At 64.1% G+C, this 26,412-nt stretch carries 27 protein-coding genes; 23 read left to right on the top strand and 4 right to left on the bottom strand.

Features of this window, described 5'->3' with window-relative positions; translation table 11 throughout:
* Nucleotides 1-66: 66 nt before the first annotated feature.
* Nucleotides 67-825, bottom strand: a complete 759-nt coding sequence (locus tag HPC46_RS06295; protein WP_179467942.1) for a hypothetical protein — start codon at nucleotides 823-825, stop codon at nucleotides 67-69.
* Between the two features lie 83 nt (nucleotides 826-908).
* Here HPC46_RS06295 and HPC46_RS34885 point away from each other — a divergent pair, with 83 nt between their 5' ends.
* The 5 genes from HPC46_RS34885 to HPC46_RS06315 are packed head-to-tail and all read left to right on the top strand — an operon-like array spanning nucleotide 909 to nucleotide 4,849.
* Nucleotides 909-2,519, top strand: coding sequence for a phytoene desaturase family protein (locus HPC46_RS34885; protein ID WP_233716261.1), 1,611 nt, complete (start codon nucleotides 909-911; stop codon nucleotides 2,517-2,519).
* The gene (locus tag HPC46_RS06300) at nucleotides 2,516-3,118 is read left to right on the top strand and encodes a cytochrome c oxidase subunit 3 (RefSeq protein WP_233716262.1); all 603 of its coding nucleotides are present in this window, start codon (nucleotides 2,516-2,518) and stop codon (nucleotides 3,116-3,118) included. The genes HPC46_RS34885 and HPC46_RS06300 overlap by 4 nt, the downstream gene beginning before the upstream one ends.
* Nucleotides 3,115-3,429, top strand: coding sequence for a cytochrome C oxidase subunit IV family protein (locus tag HPC46_RS06305; RefSeq protein WP_233716263.1), 315 nt, complete (start codon nucleotides 3,115-3,117; stop codon nucleotides 3,427-3,429). The genes HPC46_RS06300 and HPC46_RS06305 overlap by 4 nt, the downstream gene beginning before the upstream one ends.
* Nucleotides 3,430-3,455: 26 nt before the next feature.
* Nucleotides 3,456-4,205, top strand: coding sequence for a hypothetical protein (locus HPC46_RS06310; protein WP_179467946.1), 750 nt, complete (start codon nucleotides 3,456-3,458; stop codon nucleotides 4,203-4,205).
* 11 nt (nucleotides 4,206-4,216) lie between these two features.
* Nucleotides 4,217-4,849, top strand: coding sequence for a TetR/AcrR family transcriptional regulator (locus tag HPC46_RS06315; protein WP_179467948.1), 633 nt, complete (start codon nucleotides 4,217-4,219; stop codon nucleotides 4,847-4,849).
* 13 nt (nucleotides 4,850-4,862) lie between these two features.
* On the opposite strand, the gene HPC46_RS06320 is transcribed toward HPC46_RS06315, so the two are convergent.
* On the bottom strand, nucleotides 4,863-5,819 hold the full coding sequence (locus HPC46_RS06320) for an MBL fold metallo-hydrolase (RefSeq protein ID WP_325096581.1): 957 nt from the start codon (nucleotides 5,817-5,819) through the stop codon (nucleotides 4,863-4,865).
* Between the two features lie 286 nt (nucleotides 5,820-6,105).
* Here HPC46_RS06320 and HPC46_RS06325 point away from each other — a divergent pair, with 286 nt between their 5' ends.
* From HPC46_RS06325 to HPC46_RS06345, 5 genes are all read left to right on the top strand, one after another.
* On the top strand, nucleotides 6,106-7,317 hold the full coding sequence (locus tag HPC46_RS06325) for an enoyl-CoA hydratase-related protein (protein WP_179467950.1): 1,212 nt from the start codon (nucleotides 6,106-6,108) through the stop codon (nucleotides 7,315-7,317).
* A 3-nt stretch (nucleotides 7,318-7,320) separates the two neighbouring features.
* Entirely contained in the window at nucleotides 7,321-8,484 is a 1,164-nt protein-coding gene (locus HPC46_RS06330) for an acyl-CoA dehydrogenase family protein (protein WP_179467952.1), read from the top strand.
* A gap of 22 nt (nucleotides 8,485-8,506) precedes the next feature.
* A complete protein-coding gene (locus HPC46_RS06335) occupies nucleotides 8,507-9,820 on the top strand; it encodes a phytoene desaturase family protein (protein ID WP_179467954.1) in 1,314 nt (437 codons plus the stop codon).
* 3 nt (nucleotides 9,821-9,823) lie between these two features.
* Nucleotides 9,824-10,522, top strand: a complete 699-nt coding sequence (locus tag HPC46_RS06340; RefSeq protein WP_179467956.1) for a hypothetical protein — start codon at nucleotides 9,824-9,826, stop codon at nucleotides 10,520-10,522.
* A 108-nt stretch (nucleotides 10,523-10,630) separates the two neighbouring features.
* Complete coding sequence (locus HPC46_RS06345; RefSeq protein ID WP_179467958.1) at nucleotides 10,631-11,254, top strand: TetR/AcrR family transcriptional regulator; 624 nt, start codon at nucleotides 10,631-10,633, stop codon at nucleotides 11,252-11,254.
* A 4-nt stretch (nucleotides 11,255-11,258) separates the two neighbouring features.
* Here the strand turns inward: HPC46_RS06345 and HPC46_RS06350 are convergent, their stop codons facing one another.
* Nucleotides 11,259-11,960 (bottom strand): hypothetical protein, encoded by a 702-nt coding sequence (locus tag HPC46_RS06350; protein WP_179467960.1) that lies wholly within the window; start codon nucleotides 11,958-11,960, stop codon nucleotides 11,259-11,261.
* Nucleotides 11,961-12,091: 131 nt separating this feature from the next.
* Here HPC46_RS06350 and HPC46_RS06355 point away from each other — a divergent pair, with 131 nt between their 5' ends.
* The 5 genes from HPC46_RS06355 (at nucleotide 12,092) to HPC46_RS06375 (ending at nucleotide 17,148) form a co-directional block, all read left to right on the top strand.
* Nucleotides 12,092-13,189 carry a phosphotransferase gene (locus tag HPC46_RS06355; RefSeq protein WP_179467962.1) on the top strand — a complete coding sequence of 366 codons (1,098 nt, stop codon included), beginning with the start codon at nucleotides 12,092-12,094 and terminating at the stop codon, nucleotides 13,187-13,189.
* A gap of 2 nt (nucleotides 13,190-13,191) precedes the next feature.
* On the top strand, nucleotides 13,192-14,271 hold the full coding sequence (locus tag HPC46_RS06360; RefSeq protein WP_179467964.1) for a DUF7064 domain-containing protein: 1,080 nt from the start codon (nucleotides 13,192-13,194) through the stop codon (nucleotides 14,269-14,271).
* The gene (locus tag HPC46_RS06365) at nucleotides 14,268-15,512 is read left to right on the top strand and encodes a cytochrome P450 (protein ID WP_233716264.1); all 1,245 of its coding nucleotides are present in this window, start codon (nucleotides 14,268-14,270) and stop codon (nucleotides 15,510-15,512) included. Before HPC46_RS06360 ends, HPC46_RS06365 begins: the two co-directional genes overlap by 4 nt.
* 1 nt (nucleotide 15,513) lies before the next feature.
* Entirely contained in the window at nucleotides 15,514-16,227 is a 714-nt protein-coding gene (locus HPC46_RS06370; RefSeq protein ID WP_325096582.1) for a hypothetical protein, read from the top strand.
* 240 nt (nucleotides 16,228-16,467) lie between these two features.
* Nucleotides 16,468-17,148 carry a hypothetical protein gene (locus HPC46_RS06375; RefSeq protein WP_179467966.1) on the top strand — a complete coding sequence of 227 codons (681 nt, stop codon included), beginning with the start codon at nucleotides 16,468-16,470 and terminating at the stop codon, nucleotides 17,146-17,148.
* A gap of 3 nt (nucleotides 17,149-17,151) precedes the next feature.
* On the opposite strand, the gene HPC46_RS06380 is transcribed toward HPC46_RS06375, so the two are convergent.
* Nucleotides 17,152-17,724, bottom strand: coding sequence for a TetR/AcrR family transcriptional regulator (locus HPC46_RS06380; protein WP_179467967.1), 573 nt, complete (start codon nucleotides 17,722-17,724; stop codon nucleotides 17,152-17,154).
* A 97-nt stretch (nucleotides 17,725-17,821) separates the two neighbouring features.
* Here HPC46_RS06380 and HPC46_RS06385 point away from each other — a divergent pair, with 97 nt between their 5' ends.
* The 8 genes from HPC46_RS06385 to HPC46_RS06420 are packed head-to-tail and all read left to right on the top strand — an operon-like array spanning nucleotide 17,822 to nucleotide 26,412.
* Nucleotides 17,822-18,928, top strand: coding sequence for a TIGR03857 family LLM class F420-dependent oxidoreductase (locus HPC46_RS06385; protein ID WP_179467969.1), 1,107 nt, complete (start codon nucleotides 17,822-17,824; stop codon nucleotides 18,926-18,928).
* Entirely contained in the window at nucleotides 18,925-20,169 is a 1,245-nt protein-coding gene (locus HPC46_RS06390; protein WP_179467971.1) for a cytochrome P450, read from the top strand. Before HPC46_RS06385 ends, HPC46_RS06390 begins: the two co-directional genes overlap by 4 nt.
* The gene (locus HPC46_RS06395) at nucleotides 20,166-21,134 is read left to right on the top strand and encodes a DUF7064 domain-containing protein (RefSeq protein ID WP_179467973.1); all 969 of its coding nucleotides are present in this window, start codon (nucleotides 20,166-20,168) and stop codon (nucleotides 21,132-21,134) included. Before HPC46_RS06390 ends, HPC46_RS06395 begins: the two co-directional genes overlap by 4 nt.
* On the top strand, nucleotides 21,131-22,741 hold the full coding sequence (locus HPC46_RS35725) for a PEP-utilizing enzyme (RefSeq protein WP_179467975.1): 1,611 nt from the start codon (nucleotides 21,131-21,133) through the stop codon (nucleotides 22,739-22,741). Before HPC46_RS06395 ends, HPC46_RS35725 begins: the two co-directional genes overlap by 4 nt.
* A gap of 24 nt (nucleotides 22,742-22,765) precedes the next feature.
* Nucleotides 22,766-23,506, top strand: coding sequence for a hypothetical protein (locus HPC46_RS06405; protein WP_179467977.1), 741 nt, complete (start codon nucleotides 22,766-22,768; stop codon nucleotides 23,504-23,506).
* Nucleotides 23,503-24,225 carry a hypothetical protein gene (locus HPC46_RS06410; RefSeq protein WP_179467979.1) on the top strand — a complete coding sequence of 241 codons (723 nt, stop codon included), beginning with the start codon at nucleotides 23,503-23,505 and terminating at the stop codon, nucleotides 24,223-24,225. The genes HPC46_RS06405 and HPC46_RS06410 overlap by 4 nt, the downstream gene beginning before the upstream one ends.
* The gene (locus tag HPC46_RS06415) at nucleotides 24,225-25,814 is read left to right on the top strand and encodes a pyruvate, phosphate dikinase (RefSeq protein ID WP_179467981.1); all 1,590 of its coding nucleotides are present in this window, start codon (nucleotides 24,225-24,227) and stop codon (nucleotides 25,812-25,814) included. The genes HPC46_RS06410 and HPC46_RS06415 overlap by 1 nt, the downstream gene beginning before the upstream one ends.
* A complete protein-coding gene (locus tag HPC46_RS06420) occupies nucleotides 25,807-26,412 on the top strand; it encodes a MarR family transcriptional regulator (protein ID WP_179467983.1) in 606 nt (201 codons plus the stop codon). The genes HPC46_RS06415 and HPC46_RS06420 overlap by 8 nt, the downstream gene beginning before the upstream one ends.

The raw sequence follows: 26,412 nt of genomic DNA on the forward strand, positions 1-26,412 counted from the left end.
CGGCGATCCTGTAGCTGTCGACACGTCCACTCGATTTTCTTGTCGATAGCTACAGCTTCGGCGCAGTCACGGAAGTGGCCCGGCGGCCGGTGATTCTGCTTGCTCGGCCTTGATGGCACGCAACAGGAACACCATGTTCACGGCGAACTGGATGACGAAAACCGTTGCAGGAATCCAGAACACAAATATCCCGTTCCAGGCGAACGGCCCGGACTTGAAGAACTGAAGGACGATACCCGGGGTGAACACGATCGGCGCCCAGATGTTCAGGTAGGCCAGCCACCGTGGCAGTATCGGTTTCGGGCCCCTGTCGGAGAGAATGGCGAACGCAAAGGCGAAGTTCTGCACCATGAACGGCGGCCAGGGCATCACCAGGAAGATCCACGACATGTCGTTGAGCAGCATGGTGGTCTCTGGTGCCCGCTCGGGCCGGAATGCCGTGACGGCGAAGAACAATGCCGGCACAAGGAACGTCAGGCAGGCAAACGCTCCGGCAGCGAGCTGGGTGAAAACCACCGTCTGGTGCACGCCGCGGATCCGTTGCATCTGACCTGACATCACGGCGGTATACGCGGCGTAGAACATCCCGCTCAGCAGCATGATTCCGGCGCCAAGTCGGATGCCGTTCGCGTGGTCCCGGTAGTGCGCGGCGATTTCACTCGCGCTGGACGACGGCGCCAACGGCGGGACGAAGCCGGCGGCGATGAAAGCGCCGAAGAACAACAGTGGACAAATCATCCCGCTGATGGCGCAGACGCGCTGAAAGGTCATCTGGGGGTTGGCGAGGGCAGTCCCGCCTGGTCGTGACCGCGTGGTAGTTGACATTCGTCTCCTCGAAGTCCAGATTGTCACTAGCTCGTATAGCAGGTGCTTAACATACAACCATTGGTTCGATGAAGGAAGAGTGGATGTCGCAGCAACGTTCCCAACCTGACGTTCTCATCGTCGGTGCCGGTCACAACGGCCTGACTGCGGGGTGCTATCTCGCCCGTGCGGGACTGAACGTGCTCGTCGTCGAGTCGTCGCCCTCGATCGGGGGGATGACCTCGACCAACGCGGTCCTCCCCGGTGCGCCGGCACACCGGATCAACGAGGGCGCGATGGACTCGTCGCTGTGGCGGACGACCACCATTGCCCGCGATCTGGAGCTCACTCGCTACGGCCTGTGCGAACTCGATATCGACACGCCATACGCCTTTTTGGGCGACGACGGCAGCTCGCTGTGCATCCACCGGGATCCGGTCCGCACTGCCGAGGAGGTCGGCCGGTTCAATCGGGCTGACGGACGCGCCTACCTGGAGTTGGCCAACGCGCTCGAAGCCGCAATGAACATTGCGGTGCCGTACATGAACAGCAACCCGCTGCGTCCGGCTCTGCCCGACATCGCCAGGGGAGCCGTTCGTTCCGCGCGTCATCCGCGGCGATTCGGGCCGCTCACCGAGTTCTTGACGACTTCCCAGGCGGAGTTCATCGACAGCCGTTTCGCTGACCACCGGATCAAGTCGCTGTTGGCCGCCGTCCCGTGCTATGCGCCGATCGGCGCCGATGGAACTGCCTGGGTCCTCATCTATTTCGGGCTCATTCATCGTGTCGGGGTCGGCCGATTCCAGGGCGGGACCGGCGCGATCACGGACGCGCTGGCCCGTTGCTTTACCGATGCGGGCGGCAGCATCCGGCTCGACGCCGCCGTCGAGTCACTTGTGGTTCGGGGCGGCCGAGCCTGCGGGGTCCAACTCGAATCCGGCGAACAGCTGTCGGCGAACACTGTGGTGACCACCAACAATGCAGCGACGGTGCTCGATCGTTGGCTGCCCGACGGTGTGCTGCCGGAGCGCATCGCGAAGCGGGTGCCCCACATTCCGACTTCGTCCACGCATGCCTCCTCGTTCAAGATCGATGTCGCCCTGAGTGGTCGCGCGGAGCTGTCAACTCATCAGAACAATCGTCACGACAATGTCGATCTGCGGCGACCGGCATTGTGCCTGACCACATTTGATGACCACGTCGCCGCGTGGAGCGCATGCGCCCGCGGGGCCGTCGCCGACCCGCTCCCGGGTTTCGCGATCCTGCCGACCGGAATGGACCCCTCGCAAGCTCCCGACGGTCAGGACACCTTCTGGTTCTGGTCGGGGATCGCGCCTGCGAACCCCGTGCGCCCGTGGCCGGAGCTGGCCAGTTCTACTGCGGCACAAGTCCTTGGCGATGCCGCGAAGTACATCGACGGGCTGGAGAAACTGGAGATCGACCGCCAGGTGCTGACACCTGAAGACATCGAGGCGCGCTTCCGCGCACCCGACGGCAACGTCTACCATGTTGATCCGGTCGCTACCCGCTTTGGCCCGTTGCGGCCGTTGCGCGGCGCTGCCGGTTATCGCACACCTGTCGAATGCTTGTTCCTCAGCGGGGCCAGCACGCATCCCAGCGCCGGAATCTGCGGCGTTCCCGGTCAGCAGGCCGCCCGTGCCGTCATGCGCGCACAACGCAGTCAGACGTCGCTGCGCCACAGGTTGTTTCGTTGAGCACCACCGAAGTCGCCGAGTCCGTCACGACGCCCGACCAGGCCAAAGGGCATATTCCGGGCGAGCCCGGAATATGGATCTTCATCCTGGGCGACATGGCGGTCTTCGCCGTGTTGTTCGGAACCTTCCTGGTATACCGCAGCAAGGACGTTGCGCTGTTTGACAGCGCCCAGTCGCACCTCAACACCACCTTCGGTCTGATCAACACCCTTCTACTGCTGGTGAGCTCGGTGCTCGTGGTGCTGGCAGTGTCCGCCGTCCGCAGTAGAAACCCGCGGCCCGCACCAGGTTTGATCGCCGGCGCGATTGCGTGTGGTCTCGCGTTCTCGGTCCTCAAGGTGGTCGAGTATGTCGGCAAGATCGATGTCGGCATCACGCCACAGACGAACACGTTCTACATGTTCTATTTCCTGCTGACCGGACTGCATTGGTTCCATCTGATCCTCGGTCTGGCGGTGCTGACCTATCTCCTGGTTTCTGCCCGCCGGAAACGCCATGACGCACGCCAACTTGCTTGGCTCGAAGGTGGGGGCTGCTTCTGGCACATGGTCGACCTGCTCTGGATTGTCCTGTTTCCCCTTATCTACCTTCTGAATTGAGCGAGTCGATGGATACGATCGCACCTCTTCTGCGAACACGAACCAGCATCGTCTGGCTCGTTCTGATTCTTGCGACGCTGTTGACCTGGTCATTGGGCGGCAGCCACCATACGCCCGGCGCGGGTGGCGGGCACTCCCTCGCCGGGTTCAGCATCCTGCTCATCGCGTTCGTCAAAGTCCGCTTCATCGGACTGTATTTCATGGAACTACGGCACGCGCCCGTCGCGCTTCGCGTCGTCTTCGAGGCCTATTGCGTCGTGACCTGCGGCGTGCTCGTCGTCCTGTTCGGAGTTTCCCAACAGATCGTCTGAAATCGACTCTAGGAGAAAGGCATACAATGTCCACCACCTATCCTTCAGTAGGCACTGACAAGACGACGCCGGCCGCTGCGGCAATCCGTCGCCGATTGCACTACGCCTGTATCTGGGCCTGGCCCGTCGCTATCGTCGGTTTCGGAGTTCCCTTCGTCTTCCTCGCGGGGTTCTTCCCCCCACCGTCGCCCGGCGCGAGCGCAGCCGATATCGCCAAGTTCTACCTCGACAATCAGGCTTCGATCCGCATCGGGCTGATCGGTGCGCTGTTCGCATCCAGCTTCCTGCTGCCGTTCTACACGGTCATCTCCAAGGAGATTCGCAAGATCGAGGGTCGCGGCGCGCTGCTCGCGCCAATCCAGTTCGGCGGCGCCGTCATTCTCGTCGCCTTCTTCCAGATCATCTGCCTGTTCTGGCTATTGGCGAGCTTTCGGCCCGACATCAGCCCGGAGATCATCCGCGGCTTCAACGACTACGGATGGTTGGTGTGGACGATGCTGATCCCCACGTACTCCATGCAATACGTCTGCATGGCGATTGCGGGTTTCATGGACACGCGGCCGAACCCCACGTGGCCTCGCTGGGCGGCATACATGAACCTGTGGGTGGCAACGATCGGCGCCGGCGGCGTCGCAGCCGTCTTCTTCAAAGCCGGACCGTTCTCGTGGGACGGCATCGTCGGCATCTGGCTGCCGACGCTGTTCTTCGCGGCCGGCATGACCGTGAACACCGTGTTGCTCTACCGTCGGGCCAAGATCGAGTTCGCAACAGGCTAGTGTCACGTGCCATGGCCGCTGCAAAAGCCCCCGCGAGCGTGCGAGGCCGGGGACGCCAGTTGTTGCTCACCGCAGCGCGTGCCATCTTCGCCGAGCGTGGCTACAAGGGCACGTCGACCCGCGACATCGCCGAACGTGCCGGGGTGACGGAAGTGATGATCTTCCGTCACTTCGGCACGAAGGCCAACCTGTTCCAAGAAGCGGTCGTCACCCCGTTCACGTCCTTCATCGAGCAGTACCTGACTGACTACCGCGGCCGCCAACACGGCGTGCGCAGTCCTTACGACGAGGGACTCGATCTCTACACGGGACTGTTCGAGGTCCTCCACGGTGAGCGGGAGGTCCTTCTCGCATTGATGGCCGCCCGCCAATTCGACGACCTCCCTGAGGCGGCGGCCCGCCAGGTGGATCAGGCCTTCGCCGAGGTGCTCACTGTCATCGAGGAAGTTGTCGGCACCGAATCGGTCGAACGCGGTTTCTCCGGCTTCGATCTGGGTCCGACTGTGCGCGCGATGTTCGCGATGGTCTTGTCCGTATCGCTGCACGGCGACTGGATGGGCCTCAAAGACACCAAAGCCTACCGACAAGTCATCGATGCGATGACGACGCTGACGGTCCGTGGCCTTCAGGTGCCGGAGAGCTGATTAAGTTCTGAGCTCAACACACGGCGAAGGTCGTCACCTCGCCGGATTCGTCTGCCCGCAACACGCCGGTACTCACCAGCAACTCGAGGTGCGCCGACACTTCCAGGACCGCGACCATCTGGTGAATGGTCTCCAGCTCTGACAGTGAACGTTCGGATCGGGTCCAGCGCATTCGACGGGCGGCCTCGAACGCCGTCGAAGCGCCGGCCACGACCAGGTCGGCAATGGTCGTCAGGCGCACGTCGTGGTGGTCGAGCAGCTCTTGTGCCCGTTGGCGGGTGCGGTGGTCGGTATCGCCGTGTGCGGGCAGCATGCGCGCGTCCGGAAGGTGAAGGAACAGTTGCAGCGACCGCAGAAATGAGCGCAGCGGCAGCCGCTCCGGAACCCGTTCGAAGGCGATGGACGGGGTGATGCGGGGGAGCAGGTGATCCCCGGTGAAGGCCATGCCGGACGCTTCGAAGACCGTGTGGCCACGGGTGTGGCCAGGCGTCGCCCGCGCGGTGATCGTGACGCCATCCGCGTCGACGAGGTCGCCGTCGCTCAGCCAGCGATCCGGCGCCGTGAACGGCATGTCGCGTTCGTAGGGCTCCCAGCGAAGTGCTGCGACAGCCCGGGCCAACTCCTGCGCACCTGCCCGGATCAACACCGGCACCTGGTTGGGATGGACACCAGCGAGAGCGTCGAATCCCTCGATGCTGTGCCGCTCTTCGGCCCCGAGCAATATCTCAACACCCAGCTCGTCACGCCATTTCACCGCCTGCGTGTAGTGATCCCAGTGCGCGTGGGTGACCAGAATCTGCCGGATGTCAGTGGGGGCGTAGCCCATCGAGTCCAGCGCCATCAGGAGCATCGTCTCCGATTCGCGGCTGGCCCACCCCGGGTCGATCAGCGTCACACCACCTGCGGTGCCGACCGCATAGGAGTTGACGACCCTCAGATCTCGTAGTGGCAGGGGCAGCGGGATTCTCACGATGGTGTGACTGCCGGTGTCCAGCAGTGTCTCGGTGGTAATCCGCGGCTCCCTCCGTCTGGCTGCGCCAAATTTAACATCAAATAGAAAACATGCTACGGTCGCCTCGTATGGCGATGTTGGCCTGCAGGTACTGATTCAAATGAAAATTAGAAATATTCGCACGCTGACCCCAGCCCTACGGCCTCGCGACGGCCTGGCCCGTGGTCTGGCCGGCTGACTTACTCGGGAGGCGAAATGGAAGTCTGTGCCTACTCGGCCGAAGCCACTTCGGCGGTTGTGCGCTGTGTCGCCTGAGATTCTCGGCGATGCGAAGGTGGCTGCGGCCCAACGGCTGTATGAGGCGCTCGCCACCGGCGATCGCGACGGTATCGACGCGCTGCTCCATCCTGATTTCGTCGGGCACGCCGCCGAGGGGCTGCCGCTGGGCATGGGCGGGCGACATGCCGGGGCAGACGCGATGTGCGCAAACCTCTGGTGGCGTATCGGTCGGCACTTCACCGCCCGCGCCGTGCCCGGCGACTTCCAGCAACTGAGTGACGGACGGCTGATGGTGATCGGCCGTTACCGAGGAACGGCGCGCCGGTCCGGTCAGCCGCTCGACGCCGAGTTCGTTCACCTGCTTGAGTTCGCCGCCGACGGGCGCATCACGACACTGCACCAGCTCACCGACACCGCGGCCTGGCATGCGGCACTCGATGCGCCGCCACGTTTGGAGACGATCGACTACCGCGTCGACGACGGGGTGGCCACGCTGTGTCTGAACCGGCCCGATGACCGCAACGCCATTGACCTACGCGTCGCGCAAGAGACACTCGCGGTCGCACGGCGCATCGCCGCGGACGACACGGTGCGGTGTGTGCTCATTCGCGGGGAGGGCCCCTCGTTGTCGGTCGGCGGCGACATCGCGTTCTTCCTCGACGGCGGGCGTGCGCGCTTCGGCGACCTCTTCGTCGAGATGACCGTCCCGTTCCACGAAGCGTTCACCGTCCTCAGTCGGCTCGACGTGCCGATCGTCACCGCCGCGCACGGGGCCGTGGCCGGCGGGGCACTGGGATACGTCTACGCCGCCGACCTCGTAATCGCAGCCGAGGGAACCCGTTTCGTCACCGCATTCGCCGGGATCGGCGTTTCCGGTGACGGTGGTGGCACCTGGCATCTGCCCCGTCTGATCGGTGCCCGTCGCGCTGCGGCGGCCTACCTGCGCAACACCCCGATCAGCGTCGAGGAGGCCCGCGACTGGGGGCTGATCAACGAGATCGTTCCCGGTGGCCAACTGCGACAACGCGCCGAAGTCGTCGCCGGCGAGCTCGCGCACGGCCCGACGAAGGCGTTCGCCACCATGCGCCGATTGCTGCGGGAGTCGTGGCACCGCGACCTGCCGACTCAGCTCATCGCGGAGACGCACGGGCTGCGGTTGACCGGCGACACCGCCGACGCAGCCGCCGCCATCGCCGCGTTCGCGACCAAGACCACACCCGAATTCACCGGAAGGTAGCCAATGCCTGGACTCGTCCACGATTCTGACGAACACAGCGCGATCCGCGCGACCGTCGCGGCCATCGCCGATCGCTATGGCCCGCAATACTTTCTGGAGCGGGCCCGGGCCGGTGGCGATATCGACGAGCTCTGGAAGGACCTCGGCGTGGCCGGGCTGCTCGGCGTACACCTTCCTGAGGAATACGGCGGCGGCGGAGGAGGCATGGCCGAGGCGGTCGTGGTGGTCGAGGAACTCGCCGCGCACGGCATGCCGTTGCTGATCTGGGTGATCTCGCCGGCCATCTGCGGAAGCATCCTCGCCCACCATGGATCTGAGGAGATGAAGCGCCGCTGGCTGCCGGCGATCGCCGACGGTTCGCAGAAGATGGCCTTCGGGCTCACTGAGCCCGACGCCGGGTCCAACAGCCACAACGTCAAAACCACAGCGCGGCGCACCAAGGAGGGCGGATGGCGGATCTCTGGTGCGAAGTACTACATCTCGGCAGTCGACCAGGCTGACGCGATCCTGCTCGTCACCCGCGACGCCGACGAATCGACACCCGACAAGTCCCGGCTCTCGCTGTTCGTGGTGCCCACCGACTCGCCAGGGTTGAGCTACCAGCAGATCGACACCTCGATCGTGTCGCCCGACCAGCAGTTCACGGTCTTTCTCGACGAGGTCGAAGTGGGCGAGGACGCCCTGATCGGCAGCGTCGGCAACGGGCTGCGACAGGTGTTCGACGGCCTCAACCCGGAACGTATCCTGGTGGGCGCCTTGTGTGGCGGCCTCGGTCGCTATGCGGTCGACAAGGCCGCACTCTATGCCAACGAGCGCACGGTGTGGTCGACGCCGATCGGCGCACACCAGGGCGTGGCCCACCCGCTGGCCGAATGTCACATCAATGTCGAAGTGGGCCGGCTGGCCACCATGCGCAGCGCCGAGTTGTTCGACGCCGGCGAGCAGGCAGGCGAAGCGGCCAACATGGCCAAGTTCGCCGCGTCGGAGGCTGCGCTTGCCGCACTGGATCAAGCCATCCAGACACACGGCGGCAACGGCCTGTCCCATGAATACGGCTTGTCGGAGCTGTGGTTCGTCACGCGGCTGATGCGTACTGCTCCGGTCAGCCGAGAGATGGTTCTCAACTTCATCGCCCAGACCTCACTGGGACTGCCCCGTTCGTACTGACCACGGAAGAGGAGAAAAATCCATGGCAACAACAGATTTCGACGTCGTTGTGATCGGCGCCGGTGCCGGAGGGTTGTTCACCGCAGCCCGATTGGCGCACAGCGGCTTTCGAACCTTGGTCGTGGAGCGCCTCGACAAGGTCGGCGGACGGGCATCCACCGACGACATCGACGGCTTCAAGGTGAACAACGGTGCCATCGTGATCGAGGTCGGCGGTATCACTGAGGAGACATGCGCGGAGGTCGGTGCACCGTTCGACATCAGGGAGCCCAAACCGCCGCTGCTGTACCGCATCGGCGGTAAGGACGTCGACGTCACCGGTGGCGGCTGGGGCCTGTTGCTGGGCAAGCTGACCCGGCAGGGCGCCAAGCTGGTGAAGGGAATCGGCGCCGCCCGCAGCGACTCGGGCCTGCCCGAGGACGAGATCTCCACCGCGCAATGGGTGGCGAAGTACACCAAGAACGAAGGCGTGCACGGCATCTTTCGCAACATGTGCGCCTCGATCTTCGCTGTGGGCTCCGAAGATCTGCCCGCGCGGGTGTTCCTGACCTACTTCACCCGCAAGAGCGCGTTCAAGCGGTTCGGCTTCCACCCCGAAGGAACCATCGGCATCTGGAAAGGCTTGGCTGCGGCCGTCGAACGCGACGGCGGCCAGATCTGGCTGTCGACGGCGGTGACCGGCATTGTGTCGGCTGACGGCAAGGTGGCCGGGGTCGAGGTCCTACGCGACGGCGAGCCGATCACGGTGAACGCGCCAATCGTGATCAGCGACGTCGGGCCCGCAGCGACGCTGACGCTGCTCGGTATCGATGACGTTCCGGCCGACTACCGTGAGCTGGTCGCCCGCGGTGACCGGCCCACGGCGATGATCTCGGTCAACTTCGCCAGCACCGAACCGCTGATCGCCGCTCCCGGAATGCTCAGCTTCGCGAAATCGCGGCGGCTGGCCTACATCGCCAATTTCACCGATCTCTGTCCGGAGATGGCCCCGCCTGGCTGGCACCTCTATGTCGGGACCTCGGTGCCCCAGCCCTCGATCGGAGACTTCGACGAGGCCGCCGAGACCCAGCTGCTGCTCGACGACCTTCGCGACACCATCGACGACTTCGACAGCCGGGCAAAGGTTCTCAACATCGCCGTCACCCGCGACGGCTGGCCGCCGCAGCGGGCGGTCGCCGGATTCGACCTACCCCACGAAACCCCGATCGAGGGGCTGTGGAACGTCGGCGACGCGGTCAAGGAATACGCCAACGGCGGAACGACCGCGTGCGCGGAAACCGCCAAGCTCGTGGCCGACAAGATCGTTGCCAGTTACCGTCCAACCGTTCGCAGCTGATCCATGTCCACGACTCTGAAAAACGTGTGCGCCTGGGCAGGACCGGCCGCCGTCGTAGTGACCCTGATCGGCTGGCTCATCGCCGGCGTACTACCCCTGCCGCTGGGATCGTCGAGCACCACGGATGAGGTCGTCGCCTTCTACAGCCACGACACCCGGGTACTGATCGGCATGGTGATCGCGCAACTCGGCATCTGTCTGGTGTTCCCGTTGATCGCGTTGATCGCGCTGGCGATGTTGCGCATCGAGGGGCGCACGCCGCTGCTGACCATCATCCAAGTGGTCACCGGCGCCGCGACCGGTGTCCTGTTACTGATACCGATGCTGCTGATGGCGATCATCGCGTTCCGGCCGGACCGAACAGCGGAACTGACGGTCACCCTCAACGACATCGCCTGGTTGCTGTTCTTGACGCCGATCGCGCCGTTCATGATTCAGAACATCGCAGTCGGCACCGCGATCCTGACGGACAAGCGCTCGGTGCTGCCGCGTTGGGTCGGGTACCTCAACTTCTGGGTCGCGGCCGCCTTCATCCCCGATGTGCTGGCCTTCTTCTTCCACGACGGGCCGTTCTCGTGGCGCGGCGTATTCGTCTTCTGGCTGGCGCTATTCGCCTACGCCGCGTTCCTCATCGTGATGGGCGTGGTGTTGCGGTCGGCGAACCTGGAGGAAATCCCAGCCCGTGAACGAACGCCGCGGTGAGTTGACCTGCGCCGCCTGAATCTGCGCTGATCCGCGTCGACGGAAGGGGCGCTGCGTAGAATCCGGTGAGTTAGCCAACTCTTCGAGGACGGGCAGGCGTATCGCGCGATGGCAGTGACGGTTCGAAAGGGGAGGGTCAGCCGCGCGACGCGGCGCGAAGAAATCGCTCGCAAGCTGTTCGCGACGGCCGAAGAACTGCTGGCTGAAGGCATCGGATTCGCCGAAATCAGTGTGGAACAGCTCATCACGGGTGCGGAGATCGCACGCTCCACTTTCTACGTGTACTTCGAGGACAAGGGCGCTCTGCTGATGGAGTTGGCCGAGCGGGTGACCCAGACAGTCGGCGAGGCTGCCGACGCGTGGTTCAGCTTGCCGCCGGGGTCGACCCCCGATGACTTGAAGGCGGCGCTCAAGCAGATCGCGGACGCCTACACCGACCACCGGTACCTGCTGGCTGCCGTAGTCGAGACCGCCACCTACGATCCGCGGGTTCGTGCTCAGTTCGCCGGCGTCATGCAGCGTCGGGCCGAGGATCTGCGGGTCGGGTTCCGCCGCCAGCAAGAGACCGGTTTCATCCCTGCCGACATTGACGTGGCCCTCGTAGCGCCGTGGCTTACCTGGATGATCGAACGCGGACTGTACGAGCTGACGAGCACCGGCGCCGATGTCGATGACAAGCTCGACGGTATGACCACGGTGGTCTGGCGGACGCTGTACGCCCCAACAGGCTAGCTGCTCAACCGATTTCGGCTGGTTGGCCCGCCGGCCGCACTGCTCGCCAGCTAAGAGTGATCATCAGCGCGAAGTACCCGGTGAACATGGCGAACGGAATCCACCACACCAGCAGCCCGTTCCAGGCGAACGGCCCAGTCTTCAGAAACATCGCGCCGAGGGCCGGCAGGAATGAAATGCTCACCCACAGTTGAAGATAGGCCGTCCAGCGCGGGAAGGCAGGGCGGGGTCGTTTGTCGCGGAAGATGGCGATCGCCAAGATCACATACTGCAGGATGAAGGGTGCGATCGGGGTGATGAAGAACAACCAACCGAGATCGACGAGCGCCTGGGTGATTTCCGGGCTTCGTTGCGGGCGGAACGCGGCCGCGGTCCAGAGGAATGCCGGCACGAAGAATGTCATTGCCGAAACCACGCCGGCCGCCAGTTGAGTACCGGCGAGAAAGATTGACCCGCCGTCGATTTCCTTGATCAGGTCGGAGAGCATCGTGGTCCACGGCAGATAAAACACGGTACCGATCGTCATCAGCACCATCCCGATCCGGATGGGCACCGATCGGGCCTGGAAGAGATCGGCGACCTGGTCGGCCGAATCCGACGGGGGTATCGGCGGAATCCACTGCGCAAAGAACACGAACCCGATCAGCCAGAGCAGAAAGAACGCAGCGCCGCTCCATACGCCGAGGATGCGCAGGTTCGAGTTCATGGGCAGGTCTCCGTTCGGGGTGATTGACAACACTCAGCAGATCGTACATATTGTTCGAATAAGTTGTTCGAGATTGTCTCGACATCCGAGCCCGACGCCTCAAATCCCCTGTCCGGTAGGAGCCCAAGCCGATGAGCAACGCCACTGCGCCACCGATCCTCGACTCGGCGGACTTGATGACGCGCGACTGGTTTCATGCCGTGCTTACCGAAGCGGGACTTCTCGCCGAAGCCGATCTCGCTGCAGTCGATCTCGAGCCGGTCGAAGGCGGGATCATCGCCCGGATGGTGCGAGCCACGTTGACTTACACGAGGCCGACGGCCGCGCCCGCGTCGGTCGTGGTGAAGTTCCCCAGCGGTGACCCGGGCAGCCGCGGGCTCGCGGTCGCGATGGGCATGTACGAATTAGAGACGCTCTTCTACCGCGATATCGCCCCCATGGTGCCCGAATTTTCAGTGGCACAGTGCTATTCGGCCCGGCTTTCGGAGGACGCACAGTCATTCAACCTGGTCCTCGAGGATCTGGGGATCGAGATGTGTCCAGGCAACGTGCTCGAGGTGGCGACGTTGTCCGAGTGTTCGACGGCACTGGGCGAACTCGTGAAGTTCCAGGCACCGTTGTGGAACAGCGCTGCGTTGGCACGCCTGGAGTGGCTCGCCGACCCGCGGCGCACCTTGGGGGTATTCGATTCCCTGCCGGCCGGCCTTACGCCCTTCCTGGACCGATTCGGTGACCATCTGGACCCGTCGCATGTGAGGCTGTTCGAGGCGGTGGTACCCCGTGCCGGCGAGTGGGTGCGCAGCTGGAAGCCTCCCACCGTCGTTCAGCACGGGGACTTTCGCAGCGACAACCTGATGTTCAGCACCGATCCGGCGGCCGGGCGAGCTGTCGTCGTCGACTTCCAGACGGTGCGGTTGGGGCCGCCAGGTCTGGACCCCGCGTACTACCTCGGGTCGTCACTGCCCACGGTCGACCGCCGCGCGTCCGAGCGTGAGCTGATCGCCGAATACCATGACCGACTGCTCTTTTCGGGTGTCGAGGGCTATGACTTCGACTCGTGTTGGTCCGCCTACCGGGAAGGCGCGATGTACGGGGTGCTGCTCTTTGTCGGTATGGCCAGCCAAGTCGAGTCCAGTGAACGCGGCGACCGGATCATCGTCGATCAGATCCGCCGGTATGCCGATATGGCGCTGGATCTGGATTCTCCGCAGGCTGCAGGGCTGGTGTGACGATGGGGTGGACCGACAAGATCGACATCGCCGACGAGTATTTCCACGAGCGCAGCGCCGACCCTTACTGGAGCGAGAACAGCCTGTTCGGGTTTACCGTCCCGGAGCGGAACCTGTGCGGCTTCATCTACTTCTACTTCCGGCCGAACATGAACCTGGTGGTGGCCGGCCCAGCGATGTGGGACCACACCGGCGAGGATGTCTACAACTGCCTGTACTACGGGTGGGATCAGCACCTGGCGATACCAGACGGCGCGCAGATGTACGACTTCACACTGTCGAACTCGTTGAGCTGCCGCATGATCGAGCCACAACAGGAATACCGGCTCGGCTATGACCGACATGGGGTCAAGTTCGATCTGACGTGGACTGCGAGCGCCGAGCCGCACTACATGAAGCTCTCCAGCAGCGGCGACGAGGATCCGGGTATCAAGAACTGGGTCAAGAAGGAGGGCGACTTTTCGGTCGGCCACTACGAGCACGCCGGATGGATCAGAGGCACCCTCGACATCGAGGGGGAGAAGATCGATATCAATTGCGGCGGCCTGCGTGACCGCGGCTGGGGACCGCGACATGCCGACGTGTCAGACCCGCTCCGCGCGGGTTGGCCGTACGTGTTCGCGTCCCCGCAGAGCGGCTGGCATCTCTATGATCCGCAGACCTCGCTGGCATTCGACGAGGACCCGATCGAGGGGACGACGGAGACCGTCACCACCGGCTTCTACATTCGCGACGGGATCAAGGCGCTGGTCGTCGGGGGTACTCGGCGTGCGCAACGCGGTCGGGACGGGCGAGTGCTCACCCAGGTCATCGACTGCGTAGACGAATTGGGCAGGGAGCTGCACGCGGTCGGTCAGACAATGAACTGGCTGAAATGGCCTATCAACAGCGACATCCTGAACTGGTGGTCGTTGGTGCGCTGGGAGTACGACGGCCAGGTGGTCTACGGCGAGGACCAGGATTTCATGACGTTCCGGCACTACCGCAAGTACTGGAAGCGGCTGCTGGCGGAGGATCCCGGTCTCTTGCAGTGCTTTCCGGATTCGCCCGATTACCCGCCCTACACCCGACCCGAGGTATGACCGTGACTGACCAAACCGATACGCAGCCATCGATGATGGAGGTGTTTCGCAGCACCTGGGACACCTGCCCTCTGTTCGGACCGATGCGCGAATACGCGCCGGTGCTGCACGTTCCCGAGCTCGATGCCTGGGTGGTCAGCAGGTACGACGATGTGCTGGCGATCGTCAAAGACATCGACCGATTCGGTTGCATGCCGGACGATCTCGTTGGCGAGGTGCCCGAGGAATTGAAACACCTTCTGCCCCACGGCTATGCGCCCTGGCAGCCCGCATTGATCAACACCGACCCGCCGGAGCACACCCGGATCCGCAAGTTGGCAGCCAAGCCGCTGACACCGGCCGCAGTGAAACAACACGAAGGGGTGATCCGGGCGGCCGCCAATTCTCTGGTCGACGACTTCGTTGGTGACGGTCGAGCTGACCTCGTGGAGCGGTTCGCCACGCCAATGCCGATCGATGTGCTCATCAAAGTCCTGGGTGTGCCTGCAGAAGATCGGCAGAAGTTTCGGAATTGGACGTTGGGTATCACCGAATTGTTCGTCCCGTCGATCTCCGCTGCCCGACGTCTGGAGTTGGCGAGCGATCAGGTCGGTTTCAACGAGTACCTGCTCGATGCGATTGCACGACGGCGCGCCGAACCTCATGCCGACCTGATCAGCGGCTTGATCCTGGCCCAGGAGCACAGCGAGAAGAGTCTCACCGACCGTGAAATCCTCGGTGTGGTAGGACAGTTGGTCATCGCCGGATTCGAGACCAGTGCCGGTGGCATCAGCTTCACGCTCTACAAACTCAGCCAAGACCGCGACCTGCTCGAGCGAGTCCGCAATGATCTGAGTCTGGTGCCGAGGGTTGTTGAAGAGTCGCTTCGCCGGCTCACTCCTGCCCGCGGAATCGTACGCCACGTCAAGGAGGACGTGGAGATCCGCGGCCATCGGATTCCTCAGGGTGCGAACATCTTTGCATTGGTCCAATCGGCCAACAATGACGAAGCAGTCTTCGCTTGTCCCGAGCGATTCGACATCGACCGTCCCGCGGCCGAAATGCGGAAGAGTATGCACTTCGGCACCGGGCCGCACACCTGCATCGGCATCAACATCGCACGTCTGGATATGAAAGTCGCGATCGAGACCACGATCACTCGATTGCCCAATCTGCGGCTTGTCGAGGGCCAGGAGATCCGGGTGCAGGACGGGATGATCTTTCATCGACCGGAGCGCCTCGAATTCGAATGGGATCTCTAGCGTGCGTGTGCGGGGGCAGCTGGTCTGCTTGTGCAGCGGCTACGCGTTCTTCATCCTCTATCTGCTCGGAATCGTCGTCGTCGCCGGTTTCATCCCGCCTCCCGCACCGAGCTGGGGCCCAGACACCATGGCGGCGTTCTTCAGTGAGCGCCGCGGACGAATTCTGGTCGGCATGTCCATCTGCGCGTTTGCCTCGGCGCTCTACTTGCCATGGGGCGTGGCGATCACCGGCCAGATGCTGCGGATGGAGAAGTCACGATTCCCTGCGCTGAGCATCCTGCAGGTCATTTCGGCTGGGCTCGGTGGAGTGTTCTTCGCGATCTCACCACTGCTCTGGCTGGCTATCGCCTACCGATCCGAGCACGTCAGTGACACGGTGCAGGTTCTGAACGACTTCGCGTGGATCTCCTGGATTGTCAGCTGGCCGTTCTTCTTCGTGCAAGCCGGGGCACTGGGCTTGTGCGTATTGATGGCTCGAGGCTCGGATATTCCACGCTGGGTGGGTTACCTCAGTGTCTGGTTCGCGGTGAGCATGTTTCCCGCCAGCGCGATGGTGTTCTTCTATAGCGGACCGCTGGCGTGGAATGGCGTCTTCGCCCTGTACCTGCCGCTGACCATCTTCGCTGCTTGGTACAACGTGGTGACGTACTACCTGCTGAAGGCCATCAGGAGCGAGGCGAAAGAGCTCACGACGCACGCGCCATCGCACGTTTAACGGCAGGTAGAAAGCCTGCTCAATCTCCTTCTTTCCTGTCGCGCGGTGTGGGCGGCAACTGGCCCGATTCGGTCGGTGCTGGACCCGCTCTTGTTTTTAATCCGAATTTGATTACTATCCGTCTAGGTGGCTGGTGCCCGCGCGAGTGCGGAGGGCATGCCGATCTAGGAGGCACCCGTGACAGCAACAACCGGACGCGTTTCACCGGAACTGCGGTCCCATGCGAGTACGGATTTCACGATGCTCCGCGCAGCGCTGTGGTCTGTCTGCATCTATGTGGGGCTCGGGCTGCTGGGCTTCGCGGTGTTCGCCGGGTTTTGGCCGCCCCCAGGTCAGGACCTCGACGCCGCCGCCATCACCGAGTACTTCCAAACCCACGGCACCGCAATCAGGATCGGCATGGTGTTGATGGTGGTCGGCGCGCCCTGCTATTACACGTGGAGCGTGGCGCTGTCCAAGATCATCAGCCGCATGGAAGGTCCGATGGGACCGCTGTCGATGACCGAGCTGGTCGGTGGCTTGATGACTGCACTGGTCACGGCAATGCCCGCCGTCGTGTGGCAGACCGCGACATTCCGATCCGAAAGTCGTTCTCCGGAAACGGTTCAGATGCTCTACGACTTCGGCTGGTTGTTCTTCGACCTGACGTTCATGTTCTCATTCCTGCAGAGCGTGGCGCTCGGCATCGCCATCCTGATCGACCGCCGCGCCGAACCGCTGTTCCCGCGCTGGGTGGCCTATGTGTGCTTCTTGACCGCAGCGGTCTACATTCCGTTGAGCCTGGTGCCCTTCGTCCGGACCGGACCCTTTGCCTGGCATGGAGTGCTCAACTTCTGGGCCGTCTTCGTGATGTTCTTCGTCCTCATCGCGGTGCTGACGCCGTATGCATTCCGCGCGTTGCGCCGACTTGAACGCGAGTAATCGTCAGCCGCCGAGTTCCTCACGCAGCGAGCGCATCATCATTTCGAGGCCGACGCCGAACGAATCCGGCGGGGCGCTTCGGTTCGGCTGTTCCGGGCGCAGCCGGTTGAGCATCGTATAGCCCAGCACGTAACTGGTCAGTGAGCGCAGGATGTCGGCACTGCGTGCGCGGGCGAGCCCCGCCTTCTGCAAAGTGGCGATCAGGCTCTGGCGGAACTCGTCGAGCCGCAGCGTGTCGGACTCGGCGATGATCAGGTCTACGACGCCGGGGTGGCGATCGAGGATCCGGTGCAGATCGAGCATCGCGGCGCCAATCTGCTTGTCCGAGGACAGCTTCGGATCGAGATCGTTGGCGAGCGGCGTCATCGCGTACTCGATCATCGCGGACAGCAGGTCCGCCTTGTCGTCGAAGTAGTGGTAGGGCGTCATCGCACTGATGTTCATCCGGTCGGCGAGCTTGCGCAGGTTCAGCGCGCCGAGCCCGTCGCTGTCGATGAGATCGAGAGCGGCCTCGATGACGATCTCGCGGCTCAGCGTCGACTTCCGGCCGCGACGGGGCTGGTCCTGACTCGCCATCAAGGAATTCCTTTACAAATGTAAAAATGGAACCTAGATTTCTCTTACAAGCGTAAGAGTAGCCCAATGGCGGGCCAGACATCGAACGGAAGACCGAATGTCCCAAGGTGAGCCCGTCGATGTCGTCGATGACCTGAGCGCGTACGTCATCTCCGGAGCAGTGAGCGCGGTGCAAGGCGACGTCGACTACGAATCTGATATGCGGACCCCGGCACAGGGCATCGACGACGTCGTCGAAGCCGAAAAGCTGGGCTTTCGCGCGGCCTTCCTCTCCGAACGGTGGGACATCAAGCAGGCCGACGTGATCCTCTCCGGCGCCGCCGCGCGCACGTCCCGGATCGAGGTGGGCACGGCAATGGTGTGCCCACCGACCCGTCAGCCGTGGCTGATGGCCGCGCTCGCGGCGACCATGCAGGCCTGCTACGGCCCGCGGTTCACGCTCGGATTGGGTCGCGGCACCGATGCGATCTGGCACGGTATGGGTCTTCGGATGCCGACGTTCACCGAGATGGCCGACTATGTCGACATCCTGCGCCGACTCTGGCGTGGCGAGACAGTCTCGTACGACGGGCCGGTGGGCACGTTTCCAGCGCTGGCCTTCTCCGAGATCGTGCCTGGCCCGCCGCCGCCGGTCTGGTTCGGAACGTTCGCGAAGAAGAGGGGCGCCGAGCTGCTTGCGTCGTCCTTCGACGGAGTCCTGCTGCCGCCAGTGCTCACTCCGGAAGCCACTGCCAAGGCAGTTGAGCGAATTCGCTTGGCGTGCGAGCGAATCGGTAGAGATCCGGCCGAGATCCACATCTGTCAGGCGGTCATCACCGCCCCAGGCCTCGACGACATCGAGACCCGCTCGCTGGCGCACGGTCGTGCGGTCGGCTATTTGCAATACCCCGGCTATGGGGAGACCCTGGTCGAGGAAAACGGCTGGGACATGTCGGTGGTCCACGAGTTGCGGGCTCACAAGCAGCTGGCCGCCAACGAGAAGGTGGCCGATCGGCTCTTCCATCGTCACCAGTTGCTCGAACCGGCGAAAATCGTGCCCGACGAGTGGATGATCGATACGTGTGCGATCGGGTCGGTCGACGAGTGTGTCGCCTCGTTGCAGCGGTTCCGCGATGCCGGCGCCGATGAAATCGCGACATATGGAAGTACTCCCGCCCAGAACGCCAAGTTGATCGAAGCCTGGAAGGCTCGGAGCATCGCATGACCACTGCCGAAAACGACTACGTCTTCAATCCTCTCGATCCGGAGCTAGCCGTCGATCCCTTCCCGATCTTGGCGCGACTTCGCGCCATCGACCCAGTGTTCGCCGCAGAGGCGTTGGGCTCGTTCGTCGTGACCGGACATGATCCGGCGCGAGAGGTGCTGGCGCGCAAGGATGGCGATCTGCGCTGGGAGCAGTTCCAGCGGATGCGCCACGGCGACGATGTGGTGAACCAGCCTTATTTCACGATCATGGCGGACAGTGTGCTGATGAAGGCGGGGGAGGACCATCGCCGGGTGCGGCAGACCTTCCAGCGCAACTTCCGCCCGGGTCTGGTCGACACCCTGCGGCCCGCGATCATCGATCGTGCCCACCAGCTGATCGACGCTTTCGTCGACCCCTCGGGCGGGCCCGGCCGCGTTGAGCTGATGGCGGCCTTCGCGTCTCCGCTGCCGCTGTCGGCGATCAGCCAGCTGCTGGCGGTGCCGCACGAGGACGAGGCCGACATCTATCAGTGGATGCACGGTTTCAAGCTGGCCGTTCAGATGCTTCCGCTCGATGCCGACCAGCTGAAGGTGGCCAACGACTCGATGTCGGCGCTGGACACCTATTTTCGGCAACTGGTCGCACGCCGGCGAGAGGAGCCAGTGGACGACCTGGTCAACAAGATGATCACCGACACCGACGATGGCACGCTCACCGAGGACGAGCTGATCGCCAACCTGTGGAGCATCTATGTCGGCGGGCACGACACCAGTGCACTGTCGATCTGCAATGCGATGGTGACCCTTCTGCGCCATCCCGATCAGCTGCGCGCGTTGCAGGAAGATATGTCATTGCTCCCCAACGCAGTTCAAGAGATTCTGCGTCACATCGGTACCGTGCACGGCACCCATCGGCTGCTGAGCGAGGACATCGAGCTGGGCGGCCATCACATCCCGGCCGATACCCCCATCATGGTTTATCTCTCGGCGGCCAATCATGACGAGAGCTGGTGTCCGCACGCCGAGCAGTTCGACATCACCCGCGACGTACCGCCCGACCACCTGACGTTCGGCCATGGACCCCACAAGTGTCCCGGCCAACACATGGCCCGAGCGGTGATCGATATCGCGGTGGAAGCCCTGCTGAGCCGGCTGCGTGGGTTGCGTTTGGAAGAACTTGAATGGGACACCGATGCCTTGTTGTTCCGCGGCCCGGCGCGGTTGGTGCTGTCCTGGAACGAAAGCCGTTCGCGCGCATGAGCGGCGCCATTACCCGCACGGGTCTGACCCCCGAATCGGAATTCCCGATCCAGTCCTATCCCGACATCCCGCTGTGGACGGAGAACTATTGCTTCGTCGCCTACGACCCCGCCGCCCAGATCGGATTGTGGACGCACCTCGGTCGCGCCCCCTTCGATCCGACACTGTGGCGGGAGCTGTCGTTCCTCTACCTGCCCGACGGGCAACGCTTGGTCAGCAAGGGGTACGGCCGTTCGGAGACGCCCCGCGGTCCCGGCGGAGCCACGATGGCCTTCCAGTGCCTTGACCCGTTCCGATCGTGGCGGATGAGCCGAGATGGCGGAGCGATCCGCACCACCGTAGAACGGCTCTACAACGGCATGGCCGGTGACCAGCGCCATGAACGGCTCAGCTTCGATCTGAGTCTGGAATGTCATGGCGCGGTCTGGGACTGGGGCGAGGTCGAGGACGCGCACCAGTGGGGCAAGCTGCACTATGAGCAGCTGGTCAATGTCCGTGGCACCGTCACCGTCGACGGGGAGCCCATCCCTTTCGACGGGCAGGGTTTGCGCGATCACACCAGCGGGCCACGCGATTTCACCGTCTTCTCCAGCCACATCTGGGCATGGGCGAATTTTCCCAGCGGACGGGGTTTCATCCTGCTGCAACTGGTCGTCGACGGAAACCTGCTCACCCGAGCGGTGATCCAGGAGGACGGCGTGTTGACGGCGGTTGAGATGCACAATTCACCGGTGCTGACCAATCGTGCTCAGCACGCCGACCCCTACGTGCTCGAGCTCGGCGACCACCACATCCGCGGCGAGATCCTGCATCCCTTCCCCAATGGCTTCGACGGCCCGAACGACATCTGCATCGGTTTCGACCCCGCGGTCACCGCCACGGCGAACTTCGAAAACCTCTCCCAATTCGAGTGGGACGGGGAGACCGGCTACGGGCACACCGAACGATCGATCAGGCTCACGTGACGCACTATCCGATCGACGCGTGGGATCCCCTGCACCAGCCGGGTGGTCCTGACTCGCATTGGTCAACCGTCAACGTCGGTGAGGCCGTCCCCGGTGTCACCACCCCGTTGGGCTGGTCGATCTGGTCGGATATCGGCGATCAGATGTGCCGGGATCTGTCGTATGCACTCGGTGTTTTCGGCGCCGGCGAGCGCAAGCAACCACCGCCAGGCCCGGACCGGATCATCACCGTCTTCTTCGGGCGCATCGCCATGCGCACCGAATGGCTGGCCGCCGTAGGTGACCGAATGCCAGGCACCACAGGTGAAGTCGCGATCACCGGCATGCTGGGCGAAGCGCCGTCCACGATGAGATTTGCCCCCACGATTCGGCGCTATCCCGTCATCGCCCACCGGCTGCCGCGCGCCGCGCTGGGCATGCCCGGCAAGGTACGCCGGCTTGCGCCCCAGATCGATGCCTGGTGGCGCGCGGAGACCACTCGGGTGGCACACGCCGACCTGGCCGGTGCGGTGTCCACGTTCGCCGACGCGAGCCGCCGCTTCTCCACGGCGATGACCCTGCACGGCATCGCACTGTTTGCGGCGATCACGCCGTTGATCAACGCGCTGACCTCGCTGGTGGCGCGCACCGGGGTCGGTGACGTGGGCGTGCTATCGGGTGCCGGCGGAGCCGAGCTGCGGATGATCGACGACATCTGGAAGGCCTCACGCGGCGAACTCACCCTCGATGAGGTGGTCGCCGGCTACGGCTACCACGGCCCCCTCGAGGGTGAGATTTCGTCGCGGGTGTGGCGCGAGGACTCGACTCCGCTGGCGGCGGTCATCGAGCGCTACGCCGTCACCGACGACAGCGCGAGTCCTGTTGCGCGGGAGCGAGCGGCGCGTGATCGGTTGCCGCGAATGCAGGCGGAGCTGTTGGCCGAACTTCCAGTGCCGGCCCGGCCCGCGGTCAAGCTGCTGCTGAATCATGCCGCGCGCACGATCCCGCTGCGCGGCGTCGGAAAGGTGTCGTTCCTGCAGGCGCTCGACGTCGCGCGAGCGGCGGCCCGCCGAGTGGGTGAGCACCTTGCCGGGGCCGGCGTGCTGGCCGACCCAGAGGACGTCTTCTTCCTGACCGTCGACGAGATCGTCGGGGGAGTGCCTGTGGCGGCACGCGAGCTGGTGACGCTTCGCCGGGAGCGGCGTGCGCAGTACCAGCAGCTCGAACTGCCGACGTGGTGGCGGGGTACACCCGAGCCGACGCCCGTCGCCGACAAGCAGCCCGACATCACCGACGACGCGCTGCTGACCGGGATCGGTGCCGGCAGCGGGATTGTCGAAGGCCCGGTGCGCATCGTCCACGATCCTGCGGTGGTCGAGGTCGAACCCGGTGAGGTGCTGGTCGCGCCGACCACCGACCCCAGTTGGGCCTCGATCATGTTCGTGTCCGCGGCACTCGTCGTCGACATCGGCAGCGTACTGAGCCACGCCGCCGTCGTGGCGCGCGAACTCGGGTTGCCGTGTGTGGTCAACACCGGAAACGGAACTCGGGTCCTGCGCGACGGCGACCTGGTGCGGGTGGACGGGTCTGCCGGCACCGTGCAGCTACTCAAGCGGGCCGAGAACTAATACCTCGACGAGGAGGTTTCACCGATGAACACCACGGCCCAACGTTTGTGCGCGTGGAGCGGGATCGCATGCATCGTCGTCTTTTTCGTCGGCTTCTGGTTGGTCGCGGGTTTCATCCCGCCCCCGCCTCCGACACTCACCGGTGAACAACTCGCCCAGCTGTTTGCCGAGGATGCCGTGCGCATCCGGCTGGGGATGATCATCTCGCTGATGGCGTCGGCTCTGCTGGCGTCGTGGAGCGCGGCGGTCACCGCTCAGATGATGCGCATGACGCGGCGGGTCGCGGCACTGGCCTACACCAACCTCGCCGTCGGCGCGCTGTTCGTACTGGAGTTCATCATCTCCCTGATCATCTGGCAGTCCATGACGTTTCGGCCCCGCGATCCGCAGGTACTGCTGGCAATGAACGACACGGCCTGGCTGCTGTTCGTGGCGATCACCTCGACGCCAATCCTGCAGACGCTGTCCATCGGCACCGCGATCTTCCTCGACACCGCCGACAACAACCCGAATCCGGTGCTGCCGCGCTGGGCGGGTTACCTGAATTTCTGGGTGGCGATGCTCTTCCTACCCGGGTCGATCACCGTGTTCTTCCATACCGGTCCCTTCGCGTGGAACGGGATCCTGGTGTGGTACTTGCCGCTGACGGCATTCGCGGTGTGGATGGTGGTCATGTCGATCCTGGTGCTGCGTGCCGTCGCCGCCGAGGGTGCGCAGCCGAATACCGTTGCCGATCAACCGGACCGGAAGGAGCACGTGCGATGAACTATCGCAATCAGGTGGTCTGCGCATGGTGCGGGCCGTTGATGACGCTGCTGTTCTTCATCGGGCTGCTGCCGTTGGCCCACTTCATCTGGCCACCGGCGCCGTCGGAGAGCGCGGCACAGATAGCGGCGTTCTTCCAGGACGGCACCGTCGCCAAGCGACTGGGTGTGTTCATCGCGATGATCGGAACCGGTCTGCTTGCACCGTTTTACGCGGTGATTTCGCAGCAGATGCGCCGCATCGAGGGGGTGTCGCGCACCTTGGTTTACGCCCAGTTGGCCGCGGCGGCGTGTACGACGCTGGAGATCATCCTGCCGCTGATGCTCTGGCAGGGCATCCTCTACCGGCCCGACCGCGATCCGGCGATCACCCAGGCCCTCAACGACGTGGCGTGGTTGACGTTCATCGGCACCACGACGACAGTGCTGGTGCAGAACGCCATCATCGGGGTGATCGTCCTGCAGGACAAGAGCCCGAATCCGGTCTATCCGCGGTGGTATGCGTACCTGAACTTCTTCGCCGTGATGGGAGTCTTCCCGGCCCGGCTCGTGGTGTTCTTCAAGGAGGGGCCGCTGGCCTGGAACGGGATCATCGTCTGGGGAATCGGTGTGGCGATCTTCTTCATCTGGATCTGCGTCAGCGCCTACCTCGTGATCGTCGCGGCCGGCCGGGAACGCACTGTCGACATGGTTGGAGGTGCGGCATTAGTTCCGTCGTAATGCTGGACGGCCGGGCTGGTCTTCCGCGGAACCTGTTGGGCAACAAGGGCTATGGCATCGATGCCATGCGTCGTGAGGGTTTGCCGGTGCCACCGGCGTTCTGCATCACCACTGCGGTCTGTGCTCGGGTATTCGCCGATGCGGGCGCTTGCCTCGATGACATCTGGCCCGATGTCCGGCAGAACATGCATCGGCTCGAGGACGAGACGTCACGCAGCTTCGGTCGCGGACCGCGGCCGCTGCTGGTCAGTGTGCGCAGCGGGGCGGCGCAATCGATGCCCGGGATGATGGACACCGTCCTCGACCTGGGTATCGATGACGCGGTCGAAGATGCCCTTGCCCACGGCGCAAGCGTGGAGTTCGCCCGCGACACCCGAATCCGGTTCACCGAGATGTATCGCCGCATCGTCCTGGTCGGTGACGAATCCATCGAGGTACCTGCTGACCCGTGGGCGCAGCTGCGCGGAGCGGTCGAAGCCGTATTCGCGTCGTGGAACAGCCCCCGAGCACTGCACTACCGGTCACATCACGGACTGGACGGCGACGCCGGAACGGCGGTCATCGTGCAGGCCATGGTCTTCGGCAATCTGTTGTGCAACTCCGGCACCGGGGTTCTGTTCTCTCGCAATCCAATTACCGGGGCCAACGCACCGTTCGGCGAGTGGCTCGCCGGTGGGCAGGGCGAGGATGTCGTGTCGGGCAGCGTGGACGTCGAACCGATCGCCGCACTGAGCGTCGAGCAACCGGCGGTCTACGAGCAGCTGATGGCCACCGCACGAACGTTGGAGCACATCTCCGCCGACGTGCAGGACATCGAATTCACCGTCGAGGAGGGCAAGCTCTGGTTGCTGCAGACCCGCTCGGCCAAGCGATCAGCACAAGCCGCGGTGCGCCTGGCCCTGCAGCTACACGCTGAGGGATTGATCGATGATGCGGAGGCGCTGCGCCGGGTGACGCCGGCACACATCGACACACTGCTCGCGCCGTCTCTACAGCCCGAAACACGTCTTGCAGCACCACTTCTGGCCAGCGGCCTACCGTCGTGCCCTGGAGTCGCATCGGGCCGGGTGTACACCGACGTCGATGCGGCGCTGGATGCGGCCGACGCGGGGGAGGACGTGATCTTGGTGCGTACCGCGACGAGCCCCGACGACGTGGCCGGCATGATCGCCGCCCAGGCCATCGTCACCGAGATCGGTGGGGCCACCTCGCATGCCGCCGTCGTCAGCCGCGAGATCGGCACACCGGCGGTGGTCGGCTGCGGCGCGGGCGTGGCGGCGACACTCGCCGGCAAGCTGGTCACTGTCGACGGCGACGAAGGTGAGGTCCGTGAAGGGATTCTCGAATGCACTGCCTGGTCGGAGACCGCGTCGCCGGATCTGACCGAACTCGCCGAGATCGCGCGCCGCGTCAGCCCGATCCGCGCGTACGCCAGCGGTGACCACCATGTGCTCGCTGACGCCTCACCACCAGCCGTCGCCGACGCTGTGGCGGCCGGTCACACCGACGTTGTCTCACCGCATCCGCTGATCACCATGCTGATTGCGTTACGCCTTCACGATGGCGAGAAGGGGAAGGTCAATGTCTGAGTTGACTGTGCTACAGGGTGTTCGGCTCAAGGGCCGGGTCGGCGAACAGGATCTGGTGACCACGCTGGGTGAAGACCCGGCCGAGGTGGCGGCCACTGTGGCGGAACTGACCGCGGCGGGGCTCCTGGTCGAGGGCAAGGTGCTGCGGCTCAACCCCGCGGGACGGGACCGGCTCAACGCTCTACTGGCGCAGGAGCGATCGGGTATCGACCAGGGCGCATTGGCACACAGCTACGGTGACTTCCGCACCGTCAATAACGAATTCAAGGCCTTGGTGGCAGCCTGGCAGCTCAGGGACGGCCAACCCAATCTGCACGACGATGCCGACTATGACGCCGCGATCCTTGACCGCCTGGACGCTGTCCATCAGCGGGTGTCACCGGTCCTTGCTTCGGTTGCATCGTTGGTGCCACGCATTGGTGCGTATGCCGAAAAGCTGGGCGCGGCCTTGGCGAAGGTGAAGGCCGGCGACACCTCGTGGTTCGCCCGGCCGATCATCGACTCGTACCACACCGTCTGGTTCGAGTTGCATGAAGAGCTGATCGGCGCCTCCGGCCTCACGCGCGAGGACGAGGCCAAAGCCGGGCACGCGGACTAG

This window comes from Mycolicibacterium vinylchloridicum (assembly GCF_013404075.1).
GTDB classification, from domain to species: domain Bacteria; phylum Actinomycetota; class Actinomycetes; order Mycobacteriales; family Mycobacteriaceae; genus Mycobacterium; species Mycobacterium vinylchloridicum.

Bases quoted from the DNA above. Each gene is read 5' to 3' on its own strand.
- HPC46_RS06295 (WP_179467942.1), bottom strand. From the start codon at position 825: ATGTCAACTACCACGCGGTCACGACCAGGCGGGACTGCCCTCGCCAAC.
- HPC46_RS34885 (WP_233716261.1), top strand. From the start codon at position 909: ATGTCGCAGCAACGTTCCCAACCTGACGTTCTCATCGTCGGTGCCGGT.
- HPC46_RS06310 (WP_179467946.1), top strand. From the start codon at position 3,456: ATGTCCACCACCTATCCTTCAGTAGGCACTGACAAGACGACGCCGGCC.
- HPC46_RS06315 (WP_179467948.1), top strand. From the start codon at position 4,217: ATGGCCGCTGCAAAAGCCCCCGCGAGCGTGCGAGGCCGGGGACGCCAG.
- HPC46_RS06330 (WP_179467952.1), top strand. From the start codon at position 7,321: ATGCCTGGACTCGTCCACGATTCTGACGAACACAGCGCGATCCGCGCG.
- HPC46_RS06335 (WP_179467954.1), top strand. From the start codon at position 8,507: ATGGCAACAACAGATTTCGACGTCGTTGTGATCGGCGCCGGTGCCGGA.
- HPC46_RS06340 (WP_179467956.1), top strand. From the start codon at position 9,824: ATGTCCACGACTCTGAAAAACGTGTGCGCCTGGGCAGGACCGGCCGCC.
- HPC46_RS06345 (WP_179467958.1), top strand. From the start codon at position 10,631: ATGGCAGTGACGGTTCGAAAGGGGAGGGTCAGCCGCGCGACGCGGCGC.
- HPC46_RS06350 (WP_179467960.1), bottom strand. From the start codon at position 11,960: ATGAACTCGAACCTGCGCATCCTCGGCGTATGGAGCGGCGCTGCGTTC.
- HPC46_RS06355 (WP_179467962.1), top strand. From the start codon at position 12,092: ATGAGCAACGCCACTGCGCCACCGATCCTCGACTCGGCGGACTTGATG.
- HPC46_RS06360 (WP_179467964.1), top strand. From the start codon at position 13,192: ATGGGGTGGACCGACAAGATCGACATCGCCGACGAGTATTTCCACGAG.
- HPC46_RS06365 (WP_233716264.1), top strand. From the start codon at position 14,268: ATGACCGTGACTGACCAAACCGATACGCAGCCATCGATGATGGAGGTG.
- HPC46_RS06375 (WP_179467966.1), top strand. From the start codon at position 16,468: ATGCTCCGCGCAGCGCTGTGGTCTGTCTGCATCTATGTGGGGCTCGGG.
- HPC46_RS06380 (WP_179467967.1), bottom strand. From the start codon at position 17,724: ATGGCGAGTCAGGACCAGCCCCGTCGCGGCCGGAAGTCGACGCTGAGC.
- HPC46_RS06385 (WP_179467969.1), top strand. From the start codon at position 17,822: ATGTCCCAAGGTGAGCCCGTCGATGTCGTCGATGACCTGAGCGCGTAC.
- HPC46_RS06390 (WP_179467971.1), top strand. From the start codon at position 18,925: ATGACCACTGCCGAAAACGACTACGTCTTCAATCCTCTCGATCCGGAG.
- HPC46_RS06395 (WP_179467973.1), top strand. From the start codon at position 20,166: ATGAGCGGCGCCATTACCCGCACGGGTCTGACCCCCGAATCGGAATTC.
- HPC46_RS06405 (WP_179467977.1), top strand. From the start codon at position 22,766: ATGAACACCACGGCCCAACGTTTGTGCGCGTGGAGCGGGATCGCATGC.
- HPC46_RS06410 (WP_179467979.1), top strand. From the start codon at position 23,503: ATGAACTATCGCAATCAGGTGGTCTGCGCATGGTGCGGGCCGTTGATG.
- HPC46_RS06415 (WP_179467981.1), top strand. From the start codon at position 24,225: ATGCTGGACGGCCGGGCTGGTCTTCCGCGGAACCTGTTGGGCAACAAG.
- HPC46_RS06420 (WP_179467983.1), top strand. From the start codon at position 25,807: ATGTCTGAGTTGACTGTGCTACAGGGTGTTCGGCTCAAGGGCCGGGTC.